The organism is Streptomyces corallincola (genome assembly GCF_019104725.1).
Lineage (GTDB): Bacteria > Actinomycetota > Actinomycetes > Streptomycetales > Streptomycetaceae > Streptomyces > Streptomyces corallincola.
The window spans coordinates 1-25,383 of the sequence record NZ_JAHRXF010000010.1; the positions used below are offsets into that span (position 1 = coordinate 1).

Consider the following 25,383-nt stretch of genomic DNA (forward strand, 5'->3'; position numbering starts at 1 on the left):
AGTGAGACTTTAGCGGATTCCCGGCGCCCGAGCTAATCGGGCTCCGTCCTTTCGAACGGGGATTCCTCAATTCACGAATACACGTGCCAAAGGCAACGACACCGGGGTGCCGAAGAGTGGCTGGTACTTGCGGATTGGCTGTCCGGGGACCGACCGGAGTCGGCGCTCACGTCGGACAGCTCGGAGAACATTACGGAGCGGCCCCGGGGTGTGTCAAACCACCGGCGGGCAACGGCTCGTGGCCGGGCCGGGGTCAGTCCTTCTTGCCGGTGGCCAGGGCGCGGCTGCGGTCGCGGGCGGCTTCCAGGGCGGCGATTAGGGCGGCGCGTACGCCGTGGTTCTCCAGCTCGCGGATGGCGTTGATCGTCGTACCCGCCGGGGAGGTGACGTTCTCGCGGAGCTTGACGGGGTGTTCGCCGCTGTCGCGGAGCATGACGGCGGCGCCGATGGCGGACTGGACGATGAGCTCGTGGGCCTTGTCGCGGGGCAGGCCGAGGAGGATGCCCGCGTCGGTCATGGCCTCGACCAGATAGAAGAAGTACGCCGGGCCGGAGCCGGAGAGGGCGGTGCAGGCGTCCTGCTGGCTCTCGGGGACGCGGAGGGTCTTGCCGACGGCGCCGAAGATCTCCTCGGCGGTGGCGAGATGGTCGGCGGTGGCGTGGGTACCGGCGGAGATCACCGACATGGCCTCGTCCACCAGCGCGGGCGTGTTGGTCATGACGCGGACGACCGGGGTGCCGGTGCCGAGGCGTTCCTCGAAGAACGAGGTGGGGATACCGGCCGCGCCGCTGATGACCAGGCGGTCGGCGGGGACGTGCGGGGCGAGTTCGTCGAGCAGGGTGCCCATGTCCTGGGGCTTGACGGTGAGGATCAGGGTGTCGGCGGCCTTGGCCGCCTCGGTGTTGGTGACCGGGGTGACGCCGTGCCGGGCGCGGAGTTCCTCGGCGCGTTCCGGGCGGCGGGCGGTGACCAGGAGGTCGGCCGGGGTCCAGCCGCCCCGGATCATGCCGCTGAGCAGGGCTTCGCCGATCTTGCCGGTGCCGAGGACTGCGACTTTCTGGCTCATGCGGTTCATCCTCGCACCGGTGGCGCGGCGGGCGGGGCGTTGTCCGGCGGTCGGACGGGTCAGGGGGTGCGGCGGCGGAGGGTGGCCGCGCCGAGGGCGAGGACGAGGGCCGCGCATCCGCCGACGATCAGGGCGTCGCGGAGGAAGGCGCTGGTCGGGTCGGTGTGGTGGACGACCTGGTTCATGCCGTCCACGGCGTAGGACAGGGGCAGGACGTCGGAGACGGCCTCCAGGACGGGGTGCATGGCGGAGCGCGGGGTGAACAGGCCGCACAGGAGGAGCTGGGGGAAGATCACCGCCGGCATGAACTGGACCGCCTGGAACTCGGAGGCGGCGAAGGCGGAGACGAAGAGGCCGAGGGCGGTGCCGAGCAGGGCGTCCAGGAGGGCGACGAGCAGCAGCAGCCAGGGTGAGCCCGCCACGTCGAGGCCGAGCGGCCAGACGGCGAGCGCGGTGGCGAGGGTGGACTGGAGGACGGCCACGGCGCCGAAGGCGAGGGCGTATCCGGCGATGAGGTCGGCCTTGCCGAGGGGCAGGGCGAGGAGGCGTTCGAGGGTGCCGGAGGCGCGTTCGCGGAGGGTGGCGATGGAGGTGACCAGGAACATCGTGATCAGCGGGAAGATCCCGAGGAGGGAGGCGCCGATGGTGTCGAAGGCGCGGTCGCTGTCGAAGACGTAGCGGAGCAGGAGCAGCATCGCGCAGGGGACGAGGAGCATCAGGGCGATGGTGCGCGGGTCGTGGCGGAGCTGGCGCAGGACGCGGGCGGCGGTGGCGAGGGTGCGGGTCGGGCTGAACGCGGGCCGGGTGGTCGCGGTCGGGGTGGCGGGGTGGGTGGTGGTCATCGGAGGGTCTCCTGGGTGCGGGCGGGTGCCCGGCCCTCGTCGGTGAGACGGAGGAAGGCGGCTTCAACGGTGTCGGTGCCGGTACGGGCGCGGAGGGCGGCCGGGGTGTCGTCGGCGAGGAGGCGGCCGTCGCGGAGCAGGAGCAGGCGGTGGCAGCGCTCGGCCTCGTCCATGACGTGGGAGGAGACGAGGAGGGTGGTGCCGCGGGCGGCGAGGTCGTGGAAGAGGTGCCAGAGGTCGCGTCGGAGTACGGGGTCGAGGCCGACGGTGGGTTCGTCCAGGACGAGGAGTTCGGGGGTGCCGAGGAGGGCGACGGCGAGGGAGACGCGGTTGCGCTGGCCGCCGGAGAGGGTCCCGGCGAGGGCGTCGGCGTGCGGGGTGAGGTCCACTTCGGCGAGTACGCGGGTGGTGTCCGCGCGGCGGTCGGCGGTGGGGCGGTCGGCCAGGAGGATCGCGGCGAAGTAGTCGAGGTTCTGGCGGACGGTGAGGTCGTCGTAGACGGACGGCGCCTGGGTGACGTAGCCGATGCGGCTGCGCAGGGCGGGGTGGCCCGCGGGGTGGCCGAGGACGGTCAGGGTGCCGGTCGGGCGGGCCTGGGTGCCGACGACTGCCCGCATGAGGGTGGATTTGCCGCAGCCCGAGGGGCCGAGGAGGCCGGTGACGCGGCCCTTCGGGACGGTGAAGGTGAGGTGGTCCAGGACGGTGCGGGCGCCCCGGGTGACGGTGAGGGCGTCGGCGTGGAGGGCGGGGGGTGGTGGGGGCGTGGGTGGGGTCGGCACTTTATTCATCACGTGATGAATAATTGGCCGGACGGGGTCCCGTCGTCAAGGGGCGGGACCCCGCCGGTGGCCGTGCCGTGGCGCCGCGCGGTGGCTCAGGGGGTGGTGGCTCAGGGGGTGGTGGCGAGGGCGAGGAACACGTCGTACGTCTCCTCCACGACGCCGTCCGGGAAGATGCGGAGGAGCTGGTCGCGCTCGGTCTCCAGGAAGGCGGCGCGGCGGGCTTCGGGGGCGACGAGGAAGCCGGAGTGGCTGCCGATGTTCGCCAGGTGCGTGTCGAGCGGGACGCGACGGCTCCAGCGGATCTCGCGGAGCCGGAAGTCCAGCCGTCCGCTGGGGTCGGCGTGCTCGATGCGGGCGGCGGGTTTGCGCTTCTCGGCGGCCATGTCGAGGTCGAAGAAGCGGGCGATGCGGTCGGACTGGGCGGAGATCCAGTCGAGTTCCAGGGCGTCGGCGTTCCACCAGAGGGCGAGGGCGCCGCCGGGGCGGAGTACGCGGATCGCCTCCGGTACCGAGCGGGTGGTGTCCGTCCAGTGCCATGCCTGGGCGTAGGTGAGGAGGTCGGCGGAGCCGGTCCTCAGGGGGAGTTCGTTTCCGTTGCCCCGCACCAGGGGGATGTGGGGGTTTCTGCGGCGGAACTCGGCGGCCATGCCGGTGCCGGGTTCCACGGCGAGCACCTTCGCCCCGCGGGTGTCCAACTGGGCGGTGGAGATGCCGGTGCCCGCGCCCACGTCCACCGCTCGGGCGCCCTTCAGGGGGCGGCCACTGAGTTCCTCGACGGCTTCGAAGAGGGGGGTCGGGTAGGAGGGGCGGTTGTCGGCGTACTGCGCCGCGGCTCCGTTGAAGGAGTGCGCCCTGAGGGCGGCCGAGGGGTAGGCCGGTTCTGAGGGGTGGGTGGGGTCCGGGGTGGTGGTCATGGGGCAATGGTGCGGGAGGTTGGTAAGGCGGGGGCAATGTTCCCGGGGCGGGGGGAGTCTCCGCGAGCCCGCGCTCCGCTCGGGGCGCGGGGACCGCGCGGCCGGGGTCAGGGCTTGGGGGTGCGCTTGGCGGGGTTGCCGGTGCGGCGGGTGGTGCGGCGGGCGTGATGGGCGCGGGCCTCGTCGTATTCGGCGCGGTGGAGACGCTCGCCGGGGGCCTCGGTCGCGCAGCGGAGCGCGTGGGCGAGGAGGGAGCCCACGAAGCCGATGGCCAGGAGGCCGCGGAGGGACGCCTGGCGGGCGGGGTCGGGGCGCTGGGAGAAGTTCTGCCAGGTGGTGCGGAAGGCGAGCGCGGTGCAGACCGCGAACATGACCACGACGAGGGCGACGACGAAGGTGCCGGTGTCGGCGATGCGGAGGCCCTGGTAGGCGAAGCGCAGCACGAGGCAGGAGACGGCCGCTGCCGCGAGGGCGCCCACGGCGACTCCGGCGCGGCGGGCCGCGTAGCCGTGGTCGTGGTTCACCCAGGACGTGCCGAAGAAGCGCAGGGGCTCGGGGCGCGGTCCGGTTTCGTCGCTCACGGTTCGATTATGGCGCCCGCGCCGACGTGCGGTCGGCGCGGGCCGGGATGTGCGGACTGCGGGGCCGTGTGCGGGGGTCCCCCCGGCCCGGAGACGCGATGCCGCGAACCGGTGGACCCCTCCGGTCGCGGTCCTAGTCGCAGCGGTCCGTCACGTAGCCGTCGCTGCCCGTGTGGACGTAGGCGTCGGAGACGTATTCGCCGTTGGCGATGTTGTCCCAGATGGGGGTGGTGCCGTAGGGGCCGGTGACGGTGGTGCCGGGGGACTGGCAGCGGAGGGTGACCTTGGCGCCCTCGGGGAGGACGCGGACGACGCGGTAGCCGGTGCCGGGGCCGCTGCGGACGTTGAGGCGGACGCCGGGTGCGACGTCGTAGGTGCGGACGGCGGAGGCCGTCATGGGCGCGGGCGGTGCGGCGACGGATTCTGCGGACATGTGAAGACTCCCCCTGTGGGGCCCCGTGTCCCGCACGGGGCCGTGGTGCGACTCGCTGGCCGGAGGCTAACGCACGCCGCCTCTGCCTCGTACGGGTTATCGACTAGGCTCCGTCGCGTCGCGCGCGCGGACGGAACAGGGCACGGGGGTACTCCACATGGCGCCAGCGGGGAGCGTCGGAGCGGGCGCGGAGGCGGGACTTCCCGAGTACGCGGGCCACTACCGGCTTCAGTCGCGCCTGGGCTCGGGCGGCATGGGCGTCGTCCATCTGGCCCGCAGCACCTCCGGGATGCGCGTGGCGGTGAAGGTCGTGCACGCGGAGTACGCGCGGGACCCGGAGTTCCGGGGGCGGTTCCGGCAGGAGGTGGCCGCCGCGCGGCGGGTGAGCGGTGCGTTCACCGCGCCCGTGGTGGACGCGGACCCGGAGGCCGAACGCCCCTGGATGGCCACGCTGTTCATCCCCGGTCCGACGCTCGCGCAGCAGGTGAAGGCCAACGGCCCCTTGGACGCGGAGCAGTTGAGGCGGCTGATGGCCGGACTCGCCGAGGCACTGCGGGACATCCACCGCGCCGGTGTGGTGCACCGCGATCTCAAGCCGAGCAACGTCCTGCTCGCCGAGGACGGTCCGAAGGTCATCGACTTCGGGATCTCCCGGCCCAAGGACAGTGAACTGCGCACCGAGACAGGCAAGTTGATCGGTACACCGCCGTTCATGGCACCGGAGCAGTTCCGGCGCCCCCGTGAAGTGGGGCCCGCCGCCGACCTGTTCGCGCTCGGGTCGGTGCTGGTGCACGCGGCGACCGGGCGGGGGCCGTTCGACTCGGACAGCCCGTACGTCGTCGCGTACCAGGTGGTGCACGACGAGCCGGACGTCACGGGGCTGCCGGACAGCCTCGTACCGCTGGTGCTGCGGTGTCTGGCCAAGGAGCCGGAGGACCGGCCGACGCCGGACGAGCTGATGCGTGAACTGCGGTCCTCCGCAGCCTCGTTGGACACCCAGCCGTTCATACCGGCCCAGCGGATCGGGGTGCTGGACGAGCGGACGGACACGGCCGCGCCCACGGACTCCGGCACCGAATCCCCCGACGGCGCTCCGCCCGGCTCCCCCGCCGACGGCGCTCCGCCCGCGCCCCGCAGGCGCCCCTCGCGCCGCACCCTCGTCGTCACCGCGAGCGCCGTCGCCGTGCTGGCGGGCGGTGTGCTCACCCCGCTGGCCCGGCCCGACGACGCGCCCGCGCCCCGTACGAGTGCCACGCCGACGGCCTCCGCGCCCGCCGCTTCCGGCGGCTGGCGGGGCAAGCCGCTCGCGGGCGGCACGGGGGTGCCGGTGTGCGGGACCGGCGGCGGGCGGCTGTTCTGCGCGCGGGCCGGGCAGGTCGTCGCGCTGGACCCGGCGGACGGCCGGGTGGTGTGGCGGCGGGCGTTTCCCGGCGCGCGGTGGGACGGGCCGCCGGTGGTGTCGGGGGGTCTGCTGCACCTGGTCGCGGCCGGCACCGGGCACCTGGAGGCGCTGGACCCGGCGTCGGGGCGTACCCGGTGGCGGCAGGCGCTGCCCGGGGACAGCGGGGTGGCGTACGCGGCCGGGTCGCTGCTGCTGACCCGCGCGGACGGCACGGTCACCGGGGTGGACGGCGCGTCCGGCAGGACCCTGTGGCACCGGCGGCTGCCGGGCGGGGTACGGCCGGAGGTGTCGGCGTTCGCGGGCGGCGGCACCGCGTACGCCACGCGGGTCGCGGGCGACGGCGGCGAGAGCCGGGTGGCCGCGCTGGACCCGGCGACGGGCGAGGTCCGCTGGGACGCGGCGCTGAAGGGCACCCTGTCCCCGGCCGGGGCGGGGGACGGGGCGGTCGTGTTCCTGGCCGCCGATCCGGTGTACGGGGACACGGGAGCCGTCGTACGGCGGGACGCGTCCGGTACGGCGACGCGGACGGCGCTGCCCGCGCCCCGGCAGGGCGCCCAGGCGGCGGTGCACGGGGACGTGGTCTATCTGCTGGGTTCCGACGGGGCGCTGGACGCCATCGACAGCCGGGCGGGGCGGCGGCTGTGGCATCTGGAGACGGCGGTCAGTTACGGGTCCGCGCCAGTCACCGACGGGCGGTACGTGTATCTCTCGGCCGGGGACGGGCGGTTGCTCGCGGTGGGCGCGCGGGACGGGCGGCTGGTGGGGCAGACGCGGGCCCGGCCGGGTCCGTCCGGTCGGGGTGCCCCGGCCACGCTGCCCGCGCCGCTGCTGGGCGACGAACACGGGGGCGGACAGCGGGTGTTCGGCACCGCGCCGGACGGCACGGTGTTCGCCGAGGACACGCGGGACCCCGCCTCCTGGTGAGGGCGGGCCCGCGCCGGACGCGCGGGCCCGGAGGTCACGGTGCGTCAACCGGTGCCGGGGCGCGGCGGGTTGCCGTGTCCCCGGCTCGCTTTCCTCAGCCCAGCTTGCCGACGTCCCGGACGGCGCCCCGGTCCGCGCTGGTGGCCATCGCCGCGTAGGCACGCAGGGCGGCGGTCACCTTGCGCTCGCGGTTCGCCGGGGCGTACACGCCGTTCAACTCCCGCTCGCGGCGGGTGAGTTCGGCGTCCTCGACGAGGAGTTCGACGGAGCGGCCGGGGATGTCGATGCGGATGCGGTCGCCGTCGCGGACCAGGGCGATGGTGCCGCCGGAGGCCGCTTCCGGGGAGGCGTGGCCGATGGAGAGGCCCGAAGTGCCGCCGGAGAAGCGGCCGTCGGTGATCAGCGCGCAGGTCTTTCCGAGGCCCCGGCCCTTGAGGTACGAGGTCGGGTAGAGCATCTCCTGCATGCCGGGGCCGCCCTTGGGGCCCTCGTAGCGGATGACGACCACGTCGCCGTCCTTGACCTCCTGGGTGAGGATGCGCCGGACGGCCTCCTCCTGGGACTCGCAGACGACGGCCGGGCCCTCGAAGGTCCAGATCGACTCGTCCACCCCGGCGGTCTTGACGACGCAGCCGTCCACGGCGAGGTTGCCGCGCAGTACGGCGAGGCCGCCGTCCTTGGAGTAGGCGTGCTCGGCGGAGCGGATGCAGCCGCCCTCGGCGTCGTCGTCCAGGGTGTCCCAGCGCTCGGACTGGGAGAACGCCTCGGCGGAGCGGACGCAGCCGGGCGCCGCGTGCCACAGGTCCACCGCCTCGGGCGAGGGCGAGCCGCCGCGCACGTCCCAGGTCTTGAGCCAGTCGGCCAGCGAGGGGCTGTGCACGGCGTGCACGTCCTCGTTGAGCAGACCGGCGCGGTGCAGTTCGCCGAGCAGGGCGGGGATGCCTCCGGCGCGGTGCACGTCCTCCATGTAGTACGTGCGGTTCTTCGCCACGTTGGGCGCGACCTTGGCCAGGCACGGGACGCGGCGGGAGACGGCGTCGATCTGGTCGAGGCCGAAGGGGACGCCCGCCTCCTCGGCGGCGGCCAGCAGGTGCAGGATCGTGTTGGTGGAGCCGCCCATCGCGATGTCCAGCGCCATCGCGTTCTCGAACGCCGCGAAGGTGGCGACGCCCCGCGGCAGCACCGAGTCGTCGTCCTGCTCGTAGTACCGGCGGGTCAGGTCCATCACCGTGCGGGCCGCGTCCTCGTAGAGGCGGCGGCGGGCGGTGTGGGTGGCGAGGACCGAGCCGTTGCCCGGCAGGGAGAGGCCGATGGCCTCGGTGAGGCAGTTCATCGAGTTGGCGGTGAACATGCCGGAACAGCTGCCGCAGGTCGGGCAGGCGTTCTCCTCGATGCGGAGGATGTCCTCGTCGCTGATCTTGTCGTTGACCGCGTCGGAGATCGCGTCCACCAGGTCCAGGGTGCGGACCGTGCCGTCCACCAGGGTGGCCCGGCCGGACTCCATCGGGCCGCCGGAGACGAAGACCGTGGGGATGTTCAGCCGCAGGGCGGCCATCAGCATGCCCGGCGTGATCTTGTCGCAGTTGGAGATGCAGACCAGGGCGTCGGCGCAGTGCGCCTCAACCATGTACTCCACCGAGTCGGCGATCAGGTCGCGGGAGGGCAGGGAGTACAGCATGCCGCCGTGGCCCATCGCGATGCCGTCGTCCACGGCGATGGTGTTGAACTCGCGCGGGATGCCCCCGGCCTCCTTGATCGCCTCGCTGACGATCCGGCCGACCGGCTGGAGGTGGGTGTGTCCGGGGACGAACTCGGTGAAGGAGTTGGCGACGGCGATGACGGGCTTCCGGCCGATGTCCGCACCGGGTACACCGGAGGCGCGCATCAGGGCGCGGGCGCCCGCCATGTTGCGGCCGTGGGTGACTGTGCGGGACCTCAGCTCGGGCATCGTCGTTCGCTCCTTCGAAGACCGTGCGCCAGAGAGTTCTGACTGCTGACGAGCGTACGCCGCCGCTCCAAGGGGCGGACACGGATGTCCGGAATGCGGGACGGGTGGTCCACGTACCGCGACGTCGGGGGTACGGGGCGGACGGATGTTCGGGGGGTGCCGGTGGAGTCCGAAGCGTCCGGTGGGCGACCCGGGGCCGGGCCGCGTACGGCTCGCGTCCGTGCGCGGCCGGGGTCTCCGGCGGCGGCTACGGCTCGGTGAGGTGGCGCTGCACCACGGGGGCGATCCGGGCCACGATCTCCTCGGGGTCCGCCGAGGCGAGCGGCTCCAGTCCGACCACGTACCGCAGCATGGCCGTGCCGATGAGCTGGGCGGCGGCGAGCTCGGCGCGGAGTTCGGCGTCGGGGAGGTCCACCTGGGCGGCGATCCGGCGCAGCAGCTGCGCGGCGACCAGGCGGCGGAAGACGGCAGCGGCCGTCTCGTTGTTGACGGCGGAGCGCAGGATGGCGAGGAGCGGGGCGCGGGTCGCCGGGTTCTCCCAGACACCCAGGATGAAGCGGGTCAGCCGCTCCCCCAGCGCGTCCCGCGGGCCCTCGGCCACCGCGCCCGGCGCTTCGAGGGCGGGGGCGAAGGCGACCTCGACGGCGGCGCCGAAGACCTGTTCCTTCGTGCCGTAGTAGTGGTGGACCAGCGCGGAGTCCACTCCGGCTGCCTTGGCGATGCCGCGCACCGAGGTCTTCTCGTACCCGTGCGCGGAGAACTCGGCGCGGGCGGCGGCGAGGATGCGGTCCCGGGTGTCGGCGGACTCGGCGCGCGGCGGGCGGCCCCGGCGGCGGGCGGGGGTGCCGGTCACCGGCGGGGCACCGGGACGCCGGGCGCGAGGTGCTGGCGGGTGAAGGCCAGCGCCTCCGCGAGGTCGGCCTCGCGTTCGGCGCCGGACATGGCGCGGCGGGTGTTGACCTCGATGACCACGTGCCCGTCGTACCCGGTGCGGGCGAGGTGGCCGAGGAGTTCCGCGCAGGGCTGGGTGCCCCGGCCGGGGACGAGGTGTTCGTCCTTGGCGGAGCCGCGTCCGTCCGCGAGGTGGACGTGGCCGAGCCGGTCGCCCATCCGCGCGGTCATGTCCAGGGCGCTGGTGCGGGCGGTCGCGGTGTGGCTGAGGTCGATGGTGAAGTGCCGGTAGTCGTCGCGGGTGACGTCCCAGTCGGGGGCGTAGGCGAGGAGTTCGCGGTCGCGGTAGCGCCAGGGGTACATGTTCTCGACGGCGAACCGCACATCGGTCTCGTCGGCCATCCGCCAGATCCCGGTGACGAAGTCGCGGGCGTACTGCCGCTGCCAGCGGAACGGCGGGTGCACGACGACGGTGGAGGCGCCGAGCTTCTCGGCGGCGGCGCGGGCCCGCTGGAGCTTGGTCCACGGGTCGGTGGACCAGACGCGCTGGGTGATCAGCAGGCACGGCGCGTGCACGGCGAGGATCGGCACGCCGTGGTGGTCGGAGAGGCGGCGCAGGGCCTCGATGTCCTGGCTGACCGGGTCGGTCCACACCATGACCTCGACGCCGTCGTAGCCGAGGCGGGCGGCGATCTCGAAGGCGGTGGCCGTGGACTCCGGGTAGACGGAGGCGGTGGAGAGGGCGACGGGGACGCGGCCGGAGCCGGGGCCGCAGGGGGCTTCCTCGTCGCGCCCGGCGGGTGCGGCCGGTGCGTCCTCGGGCTCGGTGCGGGGGCGGGCCGGGGTGGTCCCGGCCTCCGTCCGTCCGGCGGACACGTCCCGGGGGCCGGTGGGGACGTTCCTTGGTTCGGGCACGTCCGTCACCTTACGGGGTCGGCCGGGGCGGCCGGGCGGCGTCGGGCGGCCGTCGTGCGGGGGTGTGAGCTTCGCCATGCGGGTCCCGTGGTCCTCCCTGCGCCCTCGCGCGTACCGACTTCGCACCCGGCGCGCGGGGAACCGCTACGCGCTCCCCATGTGATCCAGGCGTCGCAGGATCACGCCTTCCCTGAGCGCCCACGGACAGACCTCCAGGCTCTCCACGCCGAAGAGATCCATCGCGGCCTCGGCGACCAGCGCCCCGGCGAGGAGCTGTCCGGCGCGGCCCTCGGAGACGCCGGGCAGCTCGGCGCGCTGCCGTACGGTCATCCCGGCGAGCCGGGGCACCCACGCCTCCAGGGACTCCCGCTTCAGCTCGCGCTGGACATAGAGGCCCTCGGTGCTGCGGGCGGCACCGGCTATCCGGGCGAGCTGCTTGAACGTCTTGGAGGTGGCGACCACGTGGTCCGGGGTCCCGGCGCGGCTGAACTCCCCGACGGTGCGGGCGATCTCGGCGCGCACGTGCCGCCGCAGGGCGCGTACGTCGTCGGGGGCGGGCGGGTCGCCGGGCAGCCGCCCCGCGGTGAGGCGTCCGGCGCCGAGCGGCAGCGAGACGGCGATGTCGGGCTCCTCGTCCATGCCGTACGCGATCTCCAGCGAGCCGCCGCCGATGTCCAGGACCAGCAGCTTGCCCGCCGACCAGCCGAACCAGCGGCGGACGGCGAGGAAGGTGAGCCGGGCCTCCTCGGCGCCGGTGAGCACCTGGAGCCGTACCCCCGTCTCGGACTCGACGCGGGCGAGGACGTCGTCGGCGTTGGTGGCCTCGCGCACGGCGGAGGTGGCGAACGGGAGGAGGTCCTCGACGCCCTTGTCCTCGGCGGCCTGGAGGGCTTCGCGCACGACGGCGATCAGCCGGTCCACCCCGTCGGCGCCGATCGCGCCGCGGGCGTCGAGCAGCTGGGCGAGCCGCAGATCGGCCTTGTGCGAGTGCGCGGGCAGCGGGCGGGCGCCGGGGTGGGCGTCCACCACCAGCAGGTGCACCGTGTTGGAACCCACGTCCAGGACTCCGAGTCTCATGGACGGAAACGCTACTGCCATCTCCCCGGTGCGCGGTCCCCGGAGCGGGGCGGGGACGCATACCCTGGACGCGTGCCAAAGACGAAAAAGGCGAAGGACGCGAAAGCCGCCAAGGGTGCCAAGGGCGCCTCGGGTGCCAAAGACGTCAAGTACGACAAGATGTCCGGCAAGGGTGCGGGGCGGGCGGGCGGCGGTGCCCCGGCGGGGGACGAGAAGGGGCTCGACTTCCCGCGTGCCTGGGTGGAGTTCCCCGACCCGGCCGACGACGAACAGGTCTTCCGCTGCGACCTGACCTGGCTGACCTCCCGCTGGAGTTGCGTCTTCGGCAGCGGCTGCCAGGGCATCCAGGCGGGCCGCGCGGACGACGGCTGCTGCACGCTGGGCGCCCACTTCTCCGACGAGGACGACGAGCGCCGGGTCGCGGAGCACGTGGCCCGGCTCACCCCGGACATCTGGCAGAACCACGCCGAGGGCACCCGGAACGGCTGGGTCTCCGAGGACGAGGAGGGCTCCCGGCAGACCCGGCCCTTCCAGGGCTCCTGCGTCTTCCAGAACCGGCCCGGTTTCGCGGGCGGCGTGGGCTGCTCGCTGCACATCCTCGCGCTGAAGGAGGGCCGCGAGCCGCTGGAGACCAAGCCCGACGTCTGCTGGCAGCTCCCGGTCCGGCGCACCTACGACTGGATCGACCGCCCCGACGACACCCGCGTGCTCCAGATCTCCATCGGTGAGTACGACCGGCGCGGCTGGGGTCCCGGCGGCCACGACCTGCACTGGTGGTGCACCTCCGCCACCTCCGCCCACGGCGCCGGTGACCCGGTCTACGTCTCCTACCGCCCCGAACTCATCGAGCTGATGGGCAAGGAGGGCTACGACCGCCTGACCGAGCTGTGCGAACAGCGGCTGGCGTCGCAGCTCCCGCTGGTCGCCCCGCACCCGGCGGACCCGCCGCGGGCGTAGGGCCCCGCGGGAGCGGACGGAGCGCGGGAGGGGCGGGGGCGAGCGGCCCGCCCTTCGCCGTTCCCGCGCGCCTCGGCCCTCCGCCGTTTCCGCGCCCTGCCACCCTTCGCCCTGCGGCGGCTAACTGCCCGTGGGCGACGGGGTGTCGTCCGGGGGCGGCGGGGACGACGGCTCCTCCGGGGTGCTCGGGGGCGGGTCGGTCGGGGTGTCGGTGGGCGGGGTGGTGGGGGTGGTCGGGGGCGGGGACTCGCTGGTCGGCGGGGGTGTGGACGACTCGGTCGGCGGGGGTGTCGTCGGGTGGGCCGGGGTGCTCGGGACGGGGTGCGGGACGGAGCGGGTGGGGGTCCTGCCGTGGCCGTCGATGGTGACGACCGAACCGGCCGGGGCGACGGCGACGCGGGCGCGCCAGTGGCCGGAGGGTTCCCGGAGGTGATCGACACGCACCTTGACCGTCTCGCTGGCGCCCGGCTCCAGGGTTCCGTGGGAGCGGCTGAGACGGAGCCAGGGCGCCGCGGTGGCCGCCGACCACTCCACCGGGCCGGAACCGGAGGCGCTGAGGGTGATCAGGGTGGTGTCGCCGTCGCTGACGGCGCCGACCGTGAGGCGGCCCGCGTTCTTCCGGTCGCCGCCGCCCACGGAGACGACCGCCACGGAGACGTCGGAGCGCCCGGTGCCGTCGCTCGCCGGGGTGCCGGGGCGCGTACCGGCGTTGCCCGCGTTCTGGTAGCCGCCGGTGTCACCGGCGAGGGCGTCGGGGTCGCGCGCCTCGCTCGCGGTGGGCGGATGGGCCTCGCCCTCCCCCAGCGGCTCGCCCCGGTAGGCGGCCCACAGGGCGAGCACGGGTGCGGCGACGACGGTGGCGACGACGGTCGTGGTGACGGCCCGCGCCCGCATCCGCTCGCGGCGCGCTGCGCGGTCCTTGGGGTCCATCGGGAAGCCGCGCCGGTCGAACCGGGGCGCGTCGGCGCCCCGCGGGCGGGCGTGGTGCGCGGGTACGGTGCCGAGCGCCGCGCGGGGTGCTTCGAGCACGGGCAGTTCGGCGGGGGTGACGGTGGCGCCGGGCCAGCGGCCGGGCACCGCGCGTTCGGCGGTACGGCGGCAGCGCGGGCAGTCGTCCACGTGCCGGACGAGTTCGCGGCGGAGCGCGGCGCTGAGCACCATGCGGCTGTCGCCGGTGAGGTGGGCGACGGCCGGGCAGCCGCCGGTCTCGACCACGGCGAGGGCGGCGCGGGTGCGTTCGACCTCGCAGGCGGCGGCGGAGAGCAGTTCGCGGGTGGCGCCGGGTTCCATGCCGAGGACGGCGGCGACCTCGTGCGCGGCGAGCCGGTGGCGGACGGCGAGTTCGAGCGCCTCGCGCTGCTCGGGGGTGGTGCCGGCCGCCTCCGGCCAGGCGAGCAGGGCGAGTTCGCGGCGCCGTTCCTCCGCCGTCGCGGTGCCCGGGGCCGCCGCGTCCTCGGGGGTGCCGGGGCCGTCGGGGCCGGTACCGGCCGGGCGTCCGGCCGCGTGGGTGGCCCGGCGTCTCCGCCGGGCCTCGGCGAGGCCGCGCAGACACGCCCAGCGGGCCAGCGCGTAGAGCCAGGCCCTGTGGTCGGCGGGGTCGCCGGGGGCGCGGTGCGCGCGCCGTTCGGCCAGCCGCAGCACCTCCGCGAGGGCGGTGGTGGCGGCGTCGTGGTCGCAGAGCACGGACAGGCAGTAGGTGAACAGACCGTCCAGGTACGGCTCGTGGCGGGGGGCCGGGCGACGGGCGACGTTGCGGGCGGCGGCACGGTCGCGCGACTCGCGTGCGTCGCGTGTCTCGCGCGGGTCGCGGGCCTGGCGCGACGCCCGGTGCGTGCCGCCGGAGCGGGTCGTGGTCTGGGGACTGCTGCTCATCACCCGTGCGACCGTAGGCCCCTTTCGTGCGGTGGTCGGCGAACCTTGAGTCCTTTTCCTTCGTACGGGTGAAACGATCCCTCGATAGGGGACACGGGTCGGCCGTACGGTGGCGCGATCCGGGGGTGAAGTGGCCGATACCGGTCGGTTGTGGACGGGAGCGGAACGGCGTTGTCAGTGGCGGGGGCTACGGTTTCCGCATGGCTGCCCGTACCAAGACCACCAAGGACCGTCCGTCCTACCGCTGCACGGAGTGCGGCTGGCAGACGGCCAAGTGGCTCGGCCGCTGCCCCGAGTGCCAGGCGTGGGGCACGGTCGAGGAGTACGGCACGCCCGCCGTCCGCACCACGGCGCCCGGCCGGGTCACCTCCTCCGCGCTGCCCATCGGCCAGGTGGACGGACGGCAGGCCACCGCCCGCTCCACCGGCGTGCCCGAGCTGGACCGGGTGCTCGGCGGCGGCCTGGTCCCCGGCGCGGTCGTGCTGCTCGCGGGTGAGCCGGGCGTCGGCAAGTCCACGCTGCTGCTGGACGTGGCGGCCAAGGCGGCGAGCGACGAGCACCGCACGCTGTACGTGACGGGCGAGGAGTCCGCGAGCCAGGTGAGGCTGCGCGCCGACCGCATCGGCGCCCTCGCCGACGACCTGTATCTGGCGGCCGAGACCGATCTCTCCGCCGTGCTGGGCCACTTGGACGCGGTGAAGCCGTCCCTGCTGGTCCTGGACTCGGTGCAGACGGTGGCCTCCCCGGAGATCGACGGCGCCCCCGGCGGCATGGCCCAGGTCCGGGAGGTGGCGGGCGCGCTGATCCGCGCCTCCAAGGACCGCGGGATGTCCACCCTGCTGGTCGGCCACGTCACCAAGGACGGCGCCATCGCGGGCCCCCGGCTGCTGGAGCATCTGGTGGACGTGGTGCTGCACTTCGAGGGCGACCGGCACGCCCGGCTCCGCCTGGTGCGCGGGGTGAAGAACCGGTACGGCGCGACGGACGAGGTCGGCTGCTTCGAGTTGCACGACGAGGGCATCACCGGGCTCACCGACCCCAGCGGCCTGTTCCTGACCCGCCGGGACGAACCCGTGCCGGGCACCTGTCTGACCGTCACCCTGGAGGGCCGCCGCCCGCTGGTGGCCGAGGTGCAGGCGCTCACCGTGGACTCCCAGATCCCCTCCCCGCGCCGGACCACCTCCGGGCTGGAGACCTCGCGGGTGTCGATGATGCTGGCGGTGCTGGAGCAGCGCGGCCGGATCAGCGCGCTCGGCAAGCGGGACATCTACTCCGCGACGGTGGGCGGGGTGAAGCTGTCCGAACCGGCCGCCGACCTCGCCATCGCGCTGGCCCTCGCCTCGGCCGCGAGCGACACCCCGCTGCCGAAGAACCTCGTGGCGATCGGTGAGGTGGGCCTCGCGGGCGAGGTGAGACGCGTCACCGGGGTGCAGCGGCGGCTGGCGGAGGCGGCCCGGCTCGGCTTCACGCACGCGCTCGTACCCGGCGATCCGGGCAAGGTCCCGGCCGGTATGAAGGTGCTGGAAGTGGCCGACATGGGGGACGCGCTGCGGGTCCTGCCGCGCGCACCTCGCCGGGAGGCCCCACGGGAGGCGGAGGACCGCCGGTAGACTTTGCCCAGGTCTCGCCCGTCCGTACGACCGCGTACGCGCGACGGCGGCGTTGAGAGAACCCCGACCGGAGGAGAGCAGTGGCAGCCAACGAGCGGGCGGCAGCTCCCGGAAAGTCCGGTGGGAGCACCGGTGCCGATGCCCGGATGCGCGCCTCCCTGAGCGCCGTCGCTCCGGGTACGCCGCTGCGGGACGGCCTGGAGCGGATTCTGCGCGGCAACACCGGCGGCCTGATCGTGCTGGGTTCCGACCGGACGGTCGAGGCCATGTGCACCGGCGGGTTCGTGCTGGACGTGGAGTTCGCCGCGACCCGGCTGCGCGAACTGTGCAAGCTCGACGGCGGGATCGTGCTCTCCTCCGACCTGTCGAAGATCCTGCGCGCGGGCGTGCAGCTGGTGCCGGACCCGACGATCCCCACCGAGGAGACCGGCACCCGGCACCGCACCGCCGACCGCGTCTCCAAGCAGGTCGGTTTCCCCGTGGTCTCCGTCTCCCAGTCGATGCGGCTCATCGCGCTCTACGTGGACGGGCAGCGACGCGTGCTGGAGGACTCGGCGGCGATCCTCTCCCGGGCCAACCAGGCGCTGGCCACGCTGGAGCGGTACAAACTCCGGCTCGACGAGGTCGCGGGCACGCTGTCCGCGCTGGAGATCGAGGACCTCGTCACCGTCCGGGACGTGTCCGCCGTCGCCCAGCGTCTGGAGATGGTCCGGCGCATCGCCGCCGAGATCGCGGAGTACGTGGTCGAACTCGGTACCGACGGGCGGCTGTTGTCCCTCCAGCTGGAGGAACTCATCGCGGGTGTCGAGCCCGACCGCTCCCTCGTCGTCCGGGACTACGTCCCCGAGCCCACCGCCAAGCGGTCCCGCACGGTGGAGGAGGCGTTGTCCGAGCTGGACGCGCTGAGTCACGGGGAGCTGCTCGAACTCGGCACGGTGGCGCGGGCGCTGGGCTACACCGGGTCGCCCGAGACCCTCGACTCCGCGGTGTCGCCCCGCGGGTTCCGGTTGCTGGCGAAGGTGCCCCGGCTTCCCGGTGCCGTCATCGACCGGCTTGTCGAGCACTTCGGGGGGTTGCAGAAGTTGCTCGCGGCCAGCGTCGATGATCTTCAGGCTGTGGATGGGGTGGGCGAGGCGCGTGCGCGCAGCGTCCGCGAGGGGCTCTCGCGTCTGGCGGAGTCCTCCATCCTGGAACGGTACGTGTAGCTCCGCCGGCTTCCGGAGTACGGTCCCTCGGCGGCACATCACCGTCCCGACTCCGGCCGCGGGTCCGCCGTGGCCGGTCGCGCAGTTCCCCGCGCCCCTTTGGGCCGGACTGCGCACCGGCGCTCACGGGTGCGGGTCCGCTTCCACCTTCCGCGCAGTTCCCCGCGCCCCTGAAAACCCCTCCGGCCGCGCGGTTCCCCGCGCCCCTGGGGGGCATGCCGCTCGGCCGGTTCTAGTCGGCGGCCAGGACGAAGGACGTCTGCTGTTTGCCGTACGTGCCCGCGTCCAGTTCCAGGAGGTAGGTGCCGGGAGGGGCCTTCTTGGGGGACTTGGTCGGGCAGGTCTTGGTGCTGGAGTCGCGGTCCCAGGAGGTGGTGTAGGTGATGGACCGGCCGGAGGGGACGCGGAAGGAGAGGGAGGAGGGGCCCTTGGGGCAGTCGGCGGAGGACCAGAAGGTGTCGTCGTCGGCGGTGACGACCGTGAGCACCGCCCGCTTGGGGCCGAGGTCGATCGCGCAGTCCCCGGAACCCGAGTTCTTGACGGTGATCCTGAACCGGGGCTTCTGGTCGGGCGAGTAGGAGTTCCGCTCGCTGCTCAGCGTCAGCGACACCTTGCCGGAGGCGCAGTCGGCGAGGGACGAGGAGGCGGGCAGCGTGTCACCGGACCCCACAGCCGTACCGGCACCGCCACCGGAACCGGCGCTCGTACCCGTACCCGTACCGGAGTTGGAGCCGGAGCCCGAACCGCCGTTCCCCGCACCGGAGTCCGCGCCGCCCGAGCCACCGGAGCCGCCCGAGCCGCCGGAACCCCCGCCCGACTCGTCGCGCCCGCCGGGGTGTTGGCTGATCGCGGAGCCCGAGGGAGTGGGACCCGGTGTGATCGTGGAGGCGGGATTCTTGCCGTCGGCGCCGTCGTGCGGCTTCTTGCCCGCGCCGCCGCCGGAGACCACGATCCAGGCGATCAGCAGCGCCAACACGGCCAGCACGGACACGATGACGACCCTCCGACGCCAGTAGATGGAGGAGGGAAGCGGCCCGACCGGATTGCGCAGAGATCCCACGGCGCAAACCTTACGAGAGATCGTCGCGCCGACTCGCGTCACATGCCGCCCCGGCGACAACTTTTCCGGATCATCATCACGGCAACTGCCGCCAGCGGAGCGCATGTTCACACTCCGACACGGCCCGCGACGCTCCGCGACCGTGCGGACGCCCGCCAACACCGCCCGGCCGTGGCAGGATCGGAAGGCCATGACTGAGACCCTTCACGACCCCGTGATCGACTGGTTCGACAGCAACGCCCGCGACCTCCCCTGGCGCCGCCCGGAGGCGGGGCCCTGGGGCGTGATGGTCAGCGAGTTCATGCTCCAGCAGACCCCGGTCAGCCGCGTCCTGCCCGTGTACGAGCAGTGGCTCGCCCGCTGGCCGCGCCCGGCGGACCTCGCCGCCGAGGCACCCGGCGAGGCGGTGCGCGCCTGGGGACGGCTCGGCTACCCGCGCCGCGCGCTGCGCCTGCACGGCGCGGCCGTCGCCATAACGGAACGGCACGGCGGCGACGTACCCACCGACCACGCCCAGCTCCTCGCGCTGCCCGGCATCGGGGAGTACACGGCGGCGGCCGTCGCGTCCTTCGCGTACGGGCAGCGGCACCCGGTGCTGGACACCAACGTGCGCCGGGTGTTCGCCCGTGCGGTGACCGGTGTGCGGTACCCCCCGAACGCCACCACCGCGGCCGAGCGGCGTCTCGCCCGCGAGCTGCTCCCCGAGGACGAGGGGACGGCCGCGCGCTGGGCCGCGGCCTCGATGGAGCTGGGCGCGCTGGTGTGCACGGCGAAGAACGAGAGCTGCCACCGCTGCCCGATCGCCGCGCTGTGCGCGTGGCGGCTCGCGGGCAAGCCGGAGCACGACGGACCGCCGCGCCGGGGCCAGACGTACGCCGGGACCGACCGTCAGGTGCGCGGCAAGCTGCTCGCCGTCCTGCGCGACGCGCACGTACCGGTGCCGCAGTCGGCGCTGGACCGGGTGTGGCACGAGCCGGTGCAGCGGGCCCGCGCGCTGGACGGGCTGGTCGGCGACGGCCTGGTCGAACCGCTGCCGGGCGGGCTGTACCGCCTCCCCGTGGGCTGACCCGCCGTCCCGGCCCGCCGAACCCCGGTGGACGCGCCCGCCCCGGTGGGATGACACGGCGTCAGGCCCCATGTCATGGGCGGCTGTCACCCGCACCGCCCGGCAAATGTCCCCGTAACCGGACACAACCACCGCCGCCTTACCCCGTACCTACATCCGTTACACAACCGACGGACAGCCGAGGGGCGTCCGCCGTCTGCCGCGCACCACCCCGTGACAAGCGGTCCGTAGCTTCAGTCCTCGTGCCGGGCAGACCACCGGGACGGCAGGACATCGGCAGGGCGGCCCGGAGCCGTGGTGCGCGGGGATGCGGAGGCGGTTGACATGGAGCAGCAGGGCGGCGAGGTGCTCGCGTTCGAGGAGTACGTGCGGACCCGGCAGGACGCGCTGCTGCGCAGTGCCCGCCGGCTGGTGCCGGACCCCGTGGACGCGCAGGACCTGCTCCAGACCGCGCTGGTGCGCACGTACGGCCGCTGGGAGGGCATCGCGGACAAGCGGCTCGCGGACGCCTATCTGCGCCGGGTCATGATCAACACCCGGACGGAGTGGTGGCGGGCCCGCAAGCTGGAGGAGATCCCCACCGAGCAGCTGCCCGACGCATGCGTGGACGACGCCGCCGAGCAGCACGCGGACCGCGCCCTGCTGATGGACGTCATGAAGGTACTGGCGCCCAAGCAGCGCAGTGTCGTGGTGCTGCGACACTGGGAGCAGATGTCCACGGAGGAGACGGCAGCCGCCCTCGGCATGTCCGCGGGCACGGTCAAGAGCACGCTGCACCGGGCGCTGGCCCGGCTCCGTGAGGAGCTGGAGGCGCGCGAGAGGGACGCACGCGCGCTGGAGCATGAGGAGCGGGAGCGTTGCGCGGCCTGACAGGGTCCGGGCCCGGCGGGGTCCGGGGCAGGGTGCAGGCGGTGATCGTGGCCTTGGCCGGGATCGCCGCCCTGGCGCTGTTCGTCGCCGCGTGCGGCACCGGGGGCACCGGGGCACGGGACGAGGGCCCGGCGCACGCCTCGGCCGTGGCGGGCGCGGTCCCCTCCCCGCCGCCGAGCCCGTCCGAGAGCTACCGGCGGGTGGACGCGGTCGCGCTGATCAAGAAGGACCCGGCGGTCTCGGAGACCGTCAAGCGCGAGCTGAAGCCGTGCAGCGGCCACGACTACCCGGTGGACGTCTCCTACGGCCATCTCACCGGCTCCACCGCGGACGACGTCGTCGTCAACGTCCTGACCTGCGCGGACGCGGTGGGCATCGGGTCGTACGTCTACCAGGACGTGGACGGTGTCTACCGGAACGTCTTCCACACCGAGGAGTCCCCGGTGTACGCGGAGATCGACCAGGACACCCTGACCGTCACCAAGCAGGTCTACAAGAAGGACGATCCGATCACCGCCCCCTCCGGGGAGGACGTGATCACCTACGACTGGAAGGGCGGCCGGTTCGTGGAGGGACGCGTCGTCCACACCGACTACGGCAGCGCGGCCGGAGCCGACCCCTCACCCGAGCCGAGCGGCTGACCCCCGCCGCGCGCCCCCGACACCCCCGTACCGCGCCCCCGCACCCCCTTCGGCACCGAGGAGTTGAGAGCACCGGGATGGCAGACCAGACCCATGTCCTGTTCGTCGAGGACGACGACGTGATCCGCGAGGCCACCCAGCTCGCCCTGGAGCGGGACGGTTTCGCGGTGACGGCGATGCCCGACGGGCTGTCGGGCCTGGCCGCGTTCCGCGCCGACCGGCCGGACATCGCGCTGCTGGACGTGATGGTGCCGGGCCTGGACGGGGTCAGCCTGTGCCGCCGTATCCGCGACGAGTCCACCGTGCCGGTGATCATGCTGTCCGCGCGCGCCGACGCCATCGACGTGGTCCTCGGCCTGGAGGCGGGCGCCGACGACTACGTGACCAAGCCGTTCGACGGCGCTGTGCTGGTCGCCCGCATCCGGGCGGTGCTCCGCCGCTTCGGGCACGCGGGCGGCGCCGGACGGGCCGAGCGGGACCCGGTCGAGCCGGACGGCGGGCCGCTGGTCTTCGGGGACCTGGAGATCGACACCGAGGGCATGGAGGTGCGCCGGGCCGGGGAGCCGGTGGCACTGACCCCGACCGAGATGCGGCTGCTGCTGGAGTTCTCCGCCGCGCCGGGCACGGTGCTCTCCCGCGACAAGCTGCTGGAGCGGGTCTGGGAGTACGGCTGGGGCGGGGACACCCGTGTCGTGGACGTGCATGTGCAGCGGCTGCGGCAGAAGATCGGCCAGGACCGCATCGAGACGGTCCGCGGCTTCGGCTACAAACTCAAGGCGTGAGCGGGGCACGGATGCGGCGGACGGTCCGGGAACCGGGAGCGGGGCCGAGGCGCGCCGGGCCGCGCCCCGAGCGGGCGGGCCGGGTGCGGCACGCGGGGCTGCGCACCGGGCTGCGCTGGAAGCTGAGCGCGGCCATCGCGCTGGTCGCCGGTCTGGTCGCCTTCGGGCTGAGCCTGGTCGTGCACAACGCGGCCCGCGTCTCCATGCTGGACAACGCCCGTGACCTGGCCAACGAGCGGGTGCAGATCGCCCAGCGGAACTACGAGCTGTCCGGCCGCCCCAACTTCCCCGGCGTCAAGATCGACGACCCGGACCTCCCGGCGCCGCTGCGCGCGAAGGTCGAGGAGGGGCGCCGGGCCAGTTATGTCAGCGACCACGGCGACGGCGCCCCGGACATCTGGGCGGCGGTGCCGGTCAAGGACGGGCACGTGCTGTCCCTGCACACCAACTTCCCCGACCGCTCGACCGACGTGATGAAGGACCTCGACCAGGCGCTGCTGATCGGCTCCATCGCGGTCGTCCTGGGCGGCAGCGCGCTGGGCGTGCTGATCGGCGGCCAGCTCTCCCGGCGCCTCCGCAAGGCGGCCACGGCCGCGAACCGCGTCGCCAGGGGCGAGACGGACGTACGGGTGCGGGAGTCCATCGGCGGTGTCGTGCGCGACGAGACCGACGACCTGGCGCGGGCGGTGGACGCGATGGCGGAGGCGCTCCAGCAACGGCTGGAGGCGGAACGGCGGGTGACCGCCGACATCGCGCACGAGCTGCGCACCCCGGTGACCGGGCTGCTCACCGCGGCCGAGCTGCTGCCGCCCGGCCGCCCCACGGAACTCGTGCTGGACCGGGCGAAGGCGCTGCGCACGCTGGTCGAGGACGTGCTGGAGGTGGCCCGTCTCGACGGCGCCTCGGAGCGCGCGGAACTCCAGGACATCCTGCTCGGCGAGTTCGTCGCCCGCCGGGTGACCGCGCGGGACCCGGACATCGCCGTACGGGTGGTGCACGAGTCGGAGGTGACGACCGACCCCCGGCGTCTTGAGCGGGTGCTGATCAACCTGCTCGCCAACGCGTCCCGGCACGGGCGTCCGCCGGTCGAGGTGACCGTGGAGGGCCGGGTGGTCCGGGTCCGCGACCACGGCCCCGGCTTCCCGGAGGACCTGCTGGCCGACGGACCGAGCCGGTTCCGCACCGGCTCCGCCGACCGCGCCGGTCAGGGCCACGGCCTCGGCCTCACCATCGCCGCCGGTCAGGCCCGCGTGCTCGGCGCCCGCCTCACCTTCCGCAACATCCGCCCCCTGGGCGCCTCCCCCGACCTCCCCGCCGAGGGCGCGGTGGCCGTCCTGTGGCTCCCGGAGCACGCGCCCACGGACACGGGGTCGCACCCGGTGCTGCCGTAGGGCGGGCCGGGGCGCTCACTGTCCGGGCGACCCGGCATGGTCGGTCCGGTCGGTCCCGCTCTGGGCCCGGAGGAGGACCCCGAAAGCGATGAGCAGGAGCAGTGCCCCGACCAGCGTCCACGTGCTGTCTCCGCGGAACGCGCCGAAGTAGAGCTGGCAGCCGATCGCACCGGCCATCAGCAGTTGCCCGGCGCCGTAGAGGCGTGTGGACCTGATCAGATGCCGGTTGCGCGGCAGGACCCAGCCGCGGGTGAGGGCCGCGATCCCGGACGCGGCGAGGAGCAGGACCACGACGGCCAGCAGGACTTTGACGTACAGCATCACGGCGGCTCTCCCTCCACGCCCGGCCCCTCACCCGGCGCAGACGTGATCATGACACGCCGTCACCACCGAACGGCAGTGGCCGTACGACCCTCACACCCCCGCCCACGCCGAAGGCCCCCGGGGCGGACACCTGCCGGGGGCCTTCTGGGTGGTGCGGGGAGGGTCAGACCGCCTCGACCAGCGGGACCGGAGCGGCGTCCGCGCTGTCGGCGGGCGCGTCCTTCTGGGGGCCGCCGCGCAGCGGGACCTCCTTGACGAAGAACGCCGCGACCAGGACGACCACCGCGATCACGGAGCCGAGCAGGAACGCGGAGTGCGTACCGGCGGACACCGCGTGCTGGTACGCCTCGCGGGCGACGGCGGGCAGCCGCTTCAGGCCGGCCGCGTCGAGCTGGGTGGACCTGCCGAGGAACTGCGTGCCCCGGGCGCCGATCCGCTCGGCCATGACGTCCTTGACCCGGCTGTTGAACAGCGCGCCCATGACGGCCACACCGAAGGACGAGCCGAGGGTACGGAACAGGGTGGCGGAGGACGAGGCGACGCCGATGTCCTTCATCTCCACGCTGTTCTGCGCGACCAGCATGGTGATCTGCATCAGGCAGCCCATGCCCGCGCCGAGCACCGCCATGTAGACGCCGGAGGTGAGGCGGGTGGTCTCCACGTCCATGCGGGACAGCAGGTAGAGCCCCACGATCATGAGCACACCGCCCGCGATCGGGAAGACCTTGTACTTGCCGGTGCCGGTGGTGACCCGGCCCGCGACCATCGAGGTCACCAGCATCGCGCCGAGCAGCGGCAGGAGCAGCAGACCGGAGTTGGTCGCGGACGCGCCCTGCACGGACTGCTGGTAGAGCGGGAGGAACAGGACGGCACCGAACATCACGAAGCCGGTGACGAAGCCGATGACGGCCATCAGGGTGAAGTTCCGGCTGCGGAAGATGTGCAGCGGCAGCACCGGCTCGGCGGCGCGGGTCTGCCAGAACACGAACCCGGCGAGCGCGACCACACCAAGGACGATCAGGCCGACGATGCGGGCCGAGGACCACGGGTACTGCGTGCCGCCCCAGGTGGTGACGAGGACGATCGAGGTGATGCCGACGGTCAGCAGGGCCACGCCGAGGTAGTCGATACCGGCCTTGGACCGCTTCTTCGGCAGGTGCAGTACGGCGGTGACCAGCGCGAGCGCGACCACGCCGAGCGGCAGGTTGATGTAGAAGGCCCAGCGCCAGCCCCAGTTGTCGGTGATGGTGCCGCCGACCAGCGGACCGCCGATCATCGCCAGCGCCATGACGGCGGCCATCATGCCCTGGTACTTGCCGCGCTCGCGCGGCGGGATCAGGTCACCGATGATCGCCATGACGCCGACCATCAGACCGCCCGCGCCGAGACCCTGCACGGCACGGAACCCGATGAGCTGGCCCATGTTCTGCGCGGCGCCGCTGAGCGCGGAGCCGATCAGGAAGATCACGATCGAGCTGAGGAAGGCGCCCTTGCGCCCGAACATGTCGCCGACCTTGCCCCAGACCGGGGTGGAGGCGGCGGTGGCGAGCGTGTAGGCGGTGACCACCCACGACAGGTGCTCCAGGCCGCCCAGGTCACCGACGATGGTCGGCATCGCCGTACCGACGATCATGTTGTCCAGCATCGCGAGCATCATCGCGATCATGAGCGCGAGCAGGACTACCCGTACGCTCCGAGGCCGCTTGCCGGACGCGTCGGGTATCGCCCGCTCCGCCCCGGCCGTCTGCGTGTCCGCCATCTCTCTCCACACTCCCCCTGGCGCACAAACTTACTTGTCGCCCGGCTAGTTTTGCTGATGGTGAGAAGGTA

Annotated in this window: 23 protein-coding genes; 9 read left to right on the forward strand and 14 right to left on the reverse strand. The window is 73.7% G+C overall.

Going from position 1 to position 25,383, the window contains the following annotated elements; all coding sequences use genetic code 11:
• Window positions 1-253 precede the first annotated feature (253 nt).
• The 6 genes from proC to KUM39_RS09485 form a co-directional block, all read right to left on the reverse strand.
• Window positions 254-1,066, reverse strand: coding sequence for a pyrroline-5-carboxylate reductase (proC, locus tag KUM39_RS09460; protein WP_217785009.1), 813 nt, complete (start codon window positions 1,064-1,066; stop codon window positions 254-256).
• A 59-nt stretch (window positions 1,067-1,125) separates the two neighbouring features.
• Window positions 1,126-1,908 carry an ABC transporter permease gene (locus tag KUM39_RS09465; protein ID WP_217785010.1) on the reverse strand — a complete coding sequence of 261 codons (783 nt, stop codon included), beginning with the start codon at window positions 1,906-1,908 and terminating at the stop codon, window positions 1,126-1,128.
• Window positions 1,905-2,696 (reverse strand): ABC transporter ATP-binding protein, encoded by a 792-nt coding sequence (locus tag KUM39_RS09470; RefSeq protein WP_217785011.1) that lies wholly within the window; start codon window positions 2,694-2,696, stop codon window positions 1,905-1,907. Before KUM39_RS09470 ends, KUM39_RS09465 begins: the two co-directional genes overlap by 4 nt.
• Window positions 2,697-2,797: 101 nt before the next feature.
• Window positions 2,798-3,604: a class I SAM-dependent methyltransferase gene (locus tag KUM39_RS09475; protein ID WP_217785012.1), complete on the reverse strand. Its 807-nt coding sequence runs from the start codon at window positions 3,602-3,604 to the stop codon at window positions 2,798-2,800.
• Between the two features lie 107 nt (window positions 3,605-3,711).
• A complete protein-coding gene (locus tag KUM39_RS09480) occupies window positions 3,712-4,185 on the reverse strand; it encodes an EamA/RhaT family transporter (RefSeq protein ID WP_217785013.1) in 474 nt (157 codons plus the stop codon).
• Window positions 4,186-4,318: 133 nt separating this feature from the next.
• Window positions 4,319-4,618, reverse strand: a complete 300-nt coding sequence (locus KUM39_RS09485) for an SH3 domain-containing protein (RefSeq protein ID WP_217785014.1) — start codon at window positions 4,616-4,618, stop codon at window positions 4,319-4,321.
• A gap of 157 nt (window positions 4,619-4,775) precedes the next feature.
• Between KUM39_RS09485 and KUM39_RS09490 the strand changes: the two genes are divergently transcribed.
• Window positions 4,776-6,944: a serine/threonine-protein kinase gene (locus KUM39_RS09490; protein ID WP_217785015.1), complete on the forward strand. Its 2,169-nt coding sequence runs from the start codon at window positions 4,776-4,778 to the stop codon at window positions 6,942-6,944.
• 94 nt (window positions 6,945-7,038) lie between these two features.
• On the opposite strand, the gene ilvD is transcribed toward KUM39_RS09490, so the two are convergent.
• The 4 genes from ilvD to KUM39_RS09510 all read right to left on the reverse strand — a co-directional run bounded on the left by ilvD (window position 7,039) and on the right by KUM39_RS09510 (window position 11,775).
• Entirely contained in the window at window positions 7,039-8,892 is a 1,854-nt protein-coding gene (gene ilvD, locus KUM39_RS09495; RefSeq protein WP_217785016.1) for a dihydroxy-acid dehydratase, read from the reverse strand.
• Window positions 8,893-9,139: 247 nt separating this feature from the next.
• Window positions 9,140-9,745 (reverse strand): TetR/AcrR family transcriptional regulator, encoded by a 606-nt coding sequence (locus KUM39_RS09500; RefSeq protein ID WP_217785017.1) that lies wholly within the window; start codon window positions 9,743-9,745, stop codon window positions 9,140-9,142.
• The gene (locus KUM39_RS09505) at window positions 9,742-10,698 is read right to left on the reverse strand and encodes a sugar phosphate isomerase/epimerase family protein (RefSeq protein WP_372455733.1); all 957 of its coding nucleotides are present in this window, start codon (window positions 10,696-10,698) and stop codon (window positions 9,742-9,744) included. Before KUM39_RS09505 ends, KUM39_RS09500 begins: the two co-directional genes overlap by 4 nt.
• A 144-nt stretch (window positions 10,699-10,842) precedes the next feature.
• Window positions 10,843-11,775: a Ppx/GppA family phosphatase gene (locus KUM39_RS09510; protein ID WP_217785018.1), complete on the reverse strand. Its 933-nt coding sequence runs from the start codon at window positions 11,773-11,775 to the stop codon at window positions 10,843-10,845.
• Between the two features lie 72 nt (window positions 11,776-11,847).
• Between KUM39_RS09510 and KUM39_RS09515 the strand changes: the two genes are divergently transcribed.
• A complete protein-coding gene (locus KUM39_RS09515; RefSeq protein ID WP_217785019.1) occupies window positions 11,848-12,732 on the forward strand; it encodes a DUF3109 family protein in 885 nt (294 codons plus the stop codon).
• A 120-nt stretch (window positions 12,733-12,852) separates the two neighbouring features.
• Here the strand turns inward: KUM39_RS09515 and KUM39_RS09520 are convergent, their stop codons facing one another.
• On the reverse strand, window positions 12,853-14,604 hold the full coding sequence (locus KUM39_RS09520; RefSeq protein ID WP_217785020.1) for a BACON domain-containing protein: 1,752 nt from the start codon (window positions 14,602-14,604) through the stop codon (window positions 12,853-12,855).
• A gap of 200 nt (window positions 14,605-14,804) precedes the next feature.
• Here KUM39_RS09520 and radA point away from each other — a divergent pair, with 200 nt between their 5' ends.
• Both radA and disA read left to right on the forward strand, forming a co-directional pair.
• The gene (gene radA / locus KUM39_RS09525; protein WP_217785021.1) at window positions 14,805-16,214 is read left to right on the forward strand and encodes a DNA repair protein RadA; all 1,410 of its coding nucleotides are present in this window, start codon (window positions 14,805-14,807) and stop codon (window positions 16,212-16,214) included.
• 80 nt (window positions 16,215-16,294) lie between these two features.
• Window positions 16,295-17,419 carry a DNA integrity scanning diadenylate cyclase DisA gene (gene disA / locus KUM39_RS09530; protein ID WP_217785022.1) on the forward strand — a complete coding sequence of 375 codons (1,125 nt, stop codon included), beginning with the start codon at window positions 16,295-16,297 and terminating at the stop codon, window positions 17,417-17,419.
• Between the two features lie 232 nt (window positions 17,420-17,651).
• Here disA and KUM39_RS09535 read toward each other — a convergent pair whose 3' ends face one another.
• Window positions 17,652-18,479 (reverse strand): hypothetical protein, encoded by an 828-nt coding sequence (locus KUM39_RS09535; RefSeq protein ID WP_217785023.1) that lies wholly within the window; start codon window positions 18,477-18,479, stop codon window positions 17,652-17,654.
• Between the two features lie 190 nt (window positions 18,480-18,669).
• Between KUM39_RS09535 and KUM39_RS09540 the strand changes: the two genes are divergently transcribed.
• The 5 genes from KUM39_RS09540 to cseC all read left to right on the forward strand — a co-directional run bounded on the left by KUM39_RS09540 (window position 18,670) and on the right by cseC (window position 23,229).
• On the forward strand, window positions 18,670-19,545 hold the full coding sequence (locus KUM39_RS09540; RefSeq protein ID WP_217785024.1) for an iron-sulfur binding domain-containing protein: 876 nt from the start codon (window positions 18,670-18,672) through the stop codon (window positions 19,543-19,545).
• A 324-nt stretch (window positions 19,546-19,869) separates the two neighbouring features.
• Entirely contained in the window at window positions 19,870-20,415 is a 546-nt protein-coding gene (locus tag KUM39_RS09545) for a SigE family RNA polymerase sigma factor (RefSeq protein ID WP_217785025.1), read from the forward strand.
• Window positions 20,403-21,056 carry an LppP/LprE family lipoprotein gene (locus KUM39_RS09550; protein ID WP_246619872.1) on the forward strand — a complete coding sequence of 218 codons (654 nt, stop codon included), beginning with the start codon at window positions 20,403-20,405 and terminating at the stop codon, window positions 21,054-21,056. The genes KUM39_RS09545 and KUM39_RS09550 overlap by 13 nt, the downstream gene beginning before the upstream one ends.
• Before the next feature lie 77 nt (window positions 21,057-21,133).
• Window positions 21,134-21,838, forward strand: coding sequence for a two-component system response regulator CseB (gene cseB / locus KUM39_RS09555; RefSeq protein WP_217785026.1), 705 nt, complete (start codon window positions 21,134-21,136; stop codon window positions 21,836-21,838).
• Window positions 21,839-21,849: 11 nt separating this feature from the next.
• Window positions 21,850-23,229 (forward strand): two-component system sensor histidine kinase CseC, encoded by a 1,380-nt coding sequence (cseC, locus tag KUM39_RS09560; RefSeq protein ID WP_217785144.1) that lies wholly within the window; start codon window positions 21,850-21,852, stop codon window positions 23,227-23,229.
• 15 nt (window positions 23,230-23,244) lie between these two features.
• Here cseC and KUM39_RS09565 read toward each other — a convergent pair whose 3' ends face one another.
• Both KUM39_RS09565 and KUM39_RS09570 read right to left on the reverse strand, forming a co-directional pair.
• Complete coding sequence (locus KUM39_RS09565) at window positions 23,245-23,550, reverse strand: hypothetical protein (protein WP_246619873.1); 306 nt, start codon at window positions 23,548-23,550, stop codon at window positions 23,245-23,247.
• Between the two features lie 166 nt (window positions 23,551-23,716).
• A complete protein-coding gene (locus tag KUM39_RS09570) occupies window positions 23,717-25,312 on the reverse strand; it encodes an MDR family MFS transporter (RefSeq protein ID WP_217785028.1) in 1,596 nt (531 codons plus the stop codon).
• Window positions 25,313-25,383 lie beyond the last annotated feature (71 nt).

What these genes read in the sequence shown, in the direction of transcription:
- KUM39_RS09475 (WP_217785012.1), bottom strand. Translation starts at nt 3,604, where the DNA reads ATGACCACCACCCCGGACCCCACCCACCCCTCAGAACCGGCCTACCCC.
- KUM39_RS09490 (WP_217785015.1), top strand. Translation starts at nt 4,776, where the DNA reads ATGGCGCCAGCGGGGAGCGTCGGAGCGGGCGCGGAGGCGGGACTTCCC.
- KUM39_RS09485 (WP_217785014.1), bottom strand. Translation starts at nt 4,618, where the DNA reads ATGTCCGCAGAATCCGTCGCCGCACCGCCCGCGCCCATGACGGCCTCC.
- proC (WP_217785009.1), bottom strand. Translation starts at nt 1,066, where the DNA reads ATGAGCCAGAAAGTCGCAGTCCTCGGCACCGGCAAGATCGGCGAAGCC.
- radA (WP_217785021.1), top strand. Translation starts at nt 14,805, where the DNA reads ATGGCTGCCCGTACCAAGACCACCAAGGACCGTCCGTCCTACCGCTGC.
- KUM39_RS09545 (WP_217785025.1), top strand. Translation starts at nt 19,870, where the DNA reads ATGGAGCAGCAGGGCGGCGAGGTGCTCGCGTTCGAGGAGTACGTGCGG.
- KUM39_RS09565 (WP_246619873.1), bottom strand. Translation starts at nt 23,550, where the DNA reads ATGCTGTACGTCAAAGTCCTGCTGGCCGTCGTGGTCCTGCTCCTCGCC.
- cseB (WP_217785026.1), top strand. Translation starts at nt 21,134, where the DNA reads ATGGCAGACCAGACCCATGTCCTGTTCGTCGAGGACGACGACGTGATC.
- KUM39_RS09520 (WP_217785020.1), bottom strand. Translation starts at nt 14,604, where the DNA reads ATGAGCAGCAGTCCCCAGACCACGACCCGCTCCGGCGGCACGCACCGG.
- KUM39_RS09570 (WP_217785028.1), bottom strand. Translation starts at nt 25,312, where the DNA reads ATGGCGGACACGCAGACGGCCGGGGCGGAGCGGGCGATACCCGACGCG.
- KUM39_RS09470 (WP_217785011.1), bottom strand. Translation starts at nt 2,696, where the DNA reads ATGAATAAAGTGCCGACCCCACCCACGCCCCCACCACCCCCCGCCCTC.
- KUM39_RS09465 (WP_217785010.1), bottom strand. Translation starts at nt 1,908, where the DNA reads ATGACCACCACCCACCCCGCCACCCCGACCGCGACCACCCGGCCCGCG.
- ilvD (WP_217785016.1), bottom strand. Translation starts at nt 8,892, where the DNA reads ATGCCCGAGCTGAGGTCCCGCACAGTCACCCACGGCCGCAACATGGCG.
- cseC (WP_217785144.1), top strand. Translation starts at nt 21,850, where the DNA reads ATGCGGCGGACGGTCCGGGAACCGGGAGCGGGGCCGAGGCGCGCCGGG.
- KUM39_RS09540 (WP_217785024.1), top strand. Translation starts at nt 18,670, where the DNA reads ATGACTGAGACCCTTCACGACCCCGTGATCGACTGGTTCGACAGCAAC.
- KUM39_RS09510 (WP_217785018.1), bottom strand. Translation starts at nt 11,775, where the DNA reads ATGAGACTCGGAGTCCTGGACGTGGGTTCCAACACGGTGCACCTGCTG.